Raw genomic sequence first — 4,785 nt, 5'->3', positions numbered from 1 at the left:
TCGTCCAACAAGCCCCCGCCTCACCAGCTTCACCACCCACCCCCGAGGTCACCCCGATATGTGAGCCGCCGCTGCGGATATGGCCGGTCTCCGCGCGTACTCCTGGTGCTTTGGCCGCCCAGGCCGATCGTCTCCACCAACACCTGATCGAGCATCCCGACCTAGATCTGACCGAGGTGGCCTACAGCCTGGCCACCACCCGCACCCATCACCCCTACCGGGCCGCGATCACCACACCGGACACCGAAGACGTTCGCGCGCAGTTGCTGGCTGGGCTGCACGCACTGCACACCAGCACGCCACATCCCAATCTGACCGAGCACCACCTCAGTCAGGCCAACAGCAAACTTGTGTTCGTTTTACCCGGCCAAGGCGCCCAATACCCCGCCATGGGCGTGGGTCTCTACCAACACCATCGAGTCTTTGCCGAGACCTTCGACCGGGTCTGCGCCGCTTTTGACCCCCATCTCGACGTGCCGCTGGGAGATGTCGTTTTCGCTGACCCCCAATCGCCGCTGGCGGAGTTGTTAACTCAGACCGCTTACGCTCAGCCAGCCTTGTTTGCGTTCGGGGTGGCCATGCACGCCGTGTTCGCTCAGGTTGGGATCTGCCCGGATGTTGTGGTGGGCCATTCCGTCGGAGAACTGACCGCGGCCTATCTGGCCGACGTGTTTTCCCTTACGGACGCCGCGATTTTGATCAGTGCCCGGGGCCGGCTGATGCAGGCTTGCACGCCCGGGGCCATGCTGGCCGTCCAAACCCGCCCTGATGACGTCACCACTTTGCTCGCTGACTACCCCGACACCGCGATCGCTGCCATCAACAGCCCCACCTCGATCGTGGTTGCTGGGCCTTTTGCTGACATCGACCAACTTCGTCAGCAGTGCACTACCCACGGCTACAAGACCACCCCGCTGGCGGTCAGTCACGCTTTCCACTCCCCTGCCATGGAACCCGCACTGGCCGAGTTCGAGGCCATCGCCGCCGGTCTGGCGTTCGGTCCGCCTCGGCTGCCGGTGATGTCCAACCTCACCGGGCAAGTGGCCAGCACCGACCAACTCACCTCACCGAACTACTGGACCCAACACCTGCGCCACACCGTGCGCTTCGCCGACTGTGTGGCCGGACTCCTGGCCACCGGTGCCCACACCTTCCTTGAGTTGTCCCCCCACCCCGTGCTGGCTCCCGCTATCACCGACACCGGCACCGGCACCGTGATCACTACTGCTCATCGTGACCGCCCGGACTTGGACGCGTTGGCTAGCGCACTGGCCCAGCTGCATACCCATGGCCACAGCCCGTCCTGGACGAGCCTGTACCCCCAGACACAGACTGTCGCGCTGCCCACGTCCCCGTCCCAGCACCGCCGGTTCTGGCTGACCCCGGCCCGTAGCGGCGATGTCAGCGCCGCGGGCCTGCACCGCCCCGAGCACCCGCTGCTGGGCGCGATCACCACCGTGGCCGATCAAGATCAAACCCTGATCAGCGGGCGACTGTCGGCTAGCACGCAGGCGTGGCTGGCCGATCACCGCGTCGGCGGTGCGGTCGTGTTCCCGGCGACGGGATTCCTCGACCTGGTTCTATACGCCGGCGGTCACGTGGGTTGCCCGGGAGTCGACGAGCTGGTCCTGCACACCCCGCTGGTACTGGTCGATCAGCATGCCACGGATGTACAGATCACTATCCACGCGGTCGACGAGTCGGGTCGGCGATCGGTGACCGTGCACGCGCGCACCAGTGTCGAGCAGCACGACAGCACCTGGGTGCTGCACGCGAGCGCGTCGTTGAGCGCTGAGCAGATCCCCACTCCTGCACCCTGGGCATTGGCGGGGTTGGAGGCCATCGACGTGGGTGGTTTCTACGACGATTTGGCGGGCATCGGGTTGCAGTACGGTCCGGTGTTCCAGGGGGTGGTGGGCGTTGGTCACGACCCGGCCGATCCCGACACCGTGTACGCCGACATCGTGCTGCCCGCCGACACCGACATCACCGGCTACACCATGCATCCCGCGTTGCTCGACGCCGCGCTGCACCCGTTGGTCACCCTGGATGGCCCCGACGGCGAAGCGGGCCCGCGGGTGCCGTTCTCGTTGACCGGGATCACCCTGTATGCCGCTGCGGCCACTCATCTGTATGTGCGCGCGACTCGCACCGGTTCTGATACCTACACTCTGCACGCCAGCGATCCCACCGGGGCTCCGGTCATCACCATCAGCGCCCTGCGTTTGCGGGCGCTGCCCGACGCCCCTGTCCCGACCATGCCGGTCCCGACGCGGGGCAGCTTGTTCGCCCTGGACTGGCCGGCTCTGCCCGCCGACGCCTTGCCCGCGGTTGGGGTTTCACCCACCTGGGCCATCGTCGCCGCTGAGCCGGATCACCTTGGCCCCGGGCTGCGTCAGATCCCCACCCACACTGATCTGTCGCACCCCGATCTGGACGACACCGATCTGGTGATCTGGGCGCTGCCTTGTTCTGAGGCATCCGAGCACGACGCGCTGCCGCGGGTGCACGCTCTGACCCAGCGTGTGTTGACTCAGTTGCAGGGTTGGCTGGCTGGCCCCGAGGCGTTGCGTACTCATCTGGTCATCTTGACCCGTCATGCGGTAGCGACCAGTGTTCATGATCGGGCCCCGGATCTGGCGCACGCCGCGGTGTGGGCGTTGGCCCATTGCGCCCAAAACGAACACCCCGGCCGGATCAGCCTGATCGACACCACTGCCACCAGCGACGAGGGCCTGCTGATCAATGTCCTGGCGGCGCTGGGCCAGGGTCTCAGCGAACCCCAGCTTGCGTTGCGCCACAGCAGCATTCACATTCCCCGGCTCACTCCGGCCGCCTTCCTGACGCCACCGGCGGGCCCTGACTGGCAGCTCGGTACCACCGGCAAGGGTGATTTGTCGAATCTGGCCCTGGTGCCCACCGAGCCGACAGTGTTGGCTGCCGGGCAGATCCGGGTGGCGATCCGCGCTGCCGGGTTGAACTTCCACGATGTGGTCGTGGCCGTCGGCGCCATCTCCGATGTGGGTATGGGTGCCGAAGCCGCCGGGGTCGTCATCGACGTTGCCTCTGATGTGAGCACCGTGCAACGCGGTGATGCGGTGATGGGTTTGTTCCCCAACAATGCCTTTGCCCCGACCGCGGTCACCGATCACCGCATGGTGATGCCCATCCCGGCGGGGTTGTCGTTTGAGCAGGCCGCGTCGGTGCCGGTGGCGTTTTCGACTGCCTACATCGCGCTGGTGGAGTTGGGCGGGCTGCGCGCTGGCCAGCGGGTCCTCATCCACGCCGGCGCGGGCGGAGTCGGTCAAGCCGCGATCCAGATCGCGGGTCACCTTGGGGCTCAAGTCTTTTCCACCGCACACCCCAACAAACAACAGATACTCCACGACCTCGGAGTCGCGCCCGAGCAGATCGCCTCCTCACGCACGCTGGATTTCGCTTCGGCCTTCGCCGAGGCCACCGACCACCAGGGCGTGGACGTGGTACTCAACAGCCTGGCCGGCGACTTCGTCGACGCCTCACTGCAATTGCTGCCCCGCGGTGGGTCTTTCATCGAAATCGGCAAGACCGACATCCGCGCACCCAGCCAGATCGCGCACGATTATCCCGGCGTGACGTACCACGCCTATGACCTACAGACGGCCGCGCCCGAAGACCTGCACCACGCGTGGGCCACGCTGACCGACCTGTTCACTGCAAACATCCTGCGACCGTTGCCCACCACCAGCTACGGCCTACTGCGAGCCCCCCACGCCTTCCGCGACATGAGCCAAGCCCGGCACACCGGAAAAATCGTGCTCATCCCGCCCCGCACCTGGGATCCCGAGGGCACGGTGTTAATCACCGGGGGCACCGGGGCGCTGGGCGCGTTGGTGGCCGAGCATCTGATCACCAGGCACGGGATCAAGCATCTGCTGCTGGTATCACGCCGGGGCGAAACCGCCCCGGGCGCAGACGAACTCACCCAACGGTTGACCGAACTAGGCGCACGGGTCACCATCACCGCCTGCGACACCAGCAACCCAACCGAGCTGGCCGCACTGCTGAGGTCGATCCCCTCCCAACACCGGCTGACCGCGGTCATCCACGCTGCCGGCGTCCTCGACGACGCCGTCATCACCGAACTCACCGAGACCCAACTCGACACGGTGCTAGCGGCCAAAGCCGATGCCGCCTGGCATCTGCATCGCCTCACTGCAGAGCAGGACGTGGCCGCGTTTGTGCTGTTCTCTTCGGCCGCAGCCACTTTGGGCAACCCGGGGCAAGCCAACTACGCCGCGGCTAACGCCGTCCTCGACGCGCTGGCCCACCAACGACACCGTCACCAACTACCGACCACCAGCCTGGCTTGGGGCTACTGGCACACCCCCTCCGGAATGACCGCCCACCTGCAGACAGTCGATCGGGCCCGGGTGACCCGCACGAGTTTGACCCCGATCAGCACTGAACACGGTCTGGCGTTGTTCGATACCGCGTTGACCCACCACCTCCCGAATCAAGTTCTGACTCCGCTTAATTCGCGCGCACTGGACCGTCTGGCGCGCACCAACACCTTGCCTCCGATCCTGTCCGCGCTGACCACCGCCCGCCCCCATGCCGCCACGGCCACCGCCAGCACCCTGACCGCACAGCTAGGCACCCAAACCCCCGACCAACAGCTCCAGACCCTGACCACCCTGGTCGTCACCACCACCGCCACCGTGCTGGCCCACCCTGACCCCACCTCGATCAACCCAGACCGCACCTTCAAAGACCTCGGCATCGACTCGCTGACCGCACTCGAAC

At 66.2% G+C, this 4,785-nt stretch carries 1 protein-coding gene; it reads left to right on the top strand.

What is annotated here, in order from left to right; translation table 11 throughout:
• Window positions 1–4,785: type I polyketide synthase (locus tag MSIMFI_RS26850; RefSeq protein WP_191499965.1), on the top strand; the 4,785-nt coding region annotated here is incomplete at both ends.

The sequence above is a fragment of the Mycobacterium simulans genome (genome assembly GCF_900232995.1).
Classification (GTDB): domain Bacteria; phylum Actinomycetota; class Actinomycetes; order Mycobacteriales; family Mycobacteriaceae; genus Mycobacterium; species Mycobacterium simulans.
The sequence above is the reverse complement of the archived record's forward strand: the minus strand, read 5'-3'. Positions and strand labels throughout refer to the sequence as shown.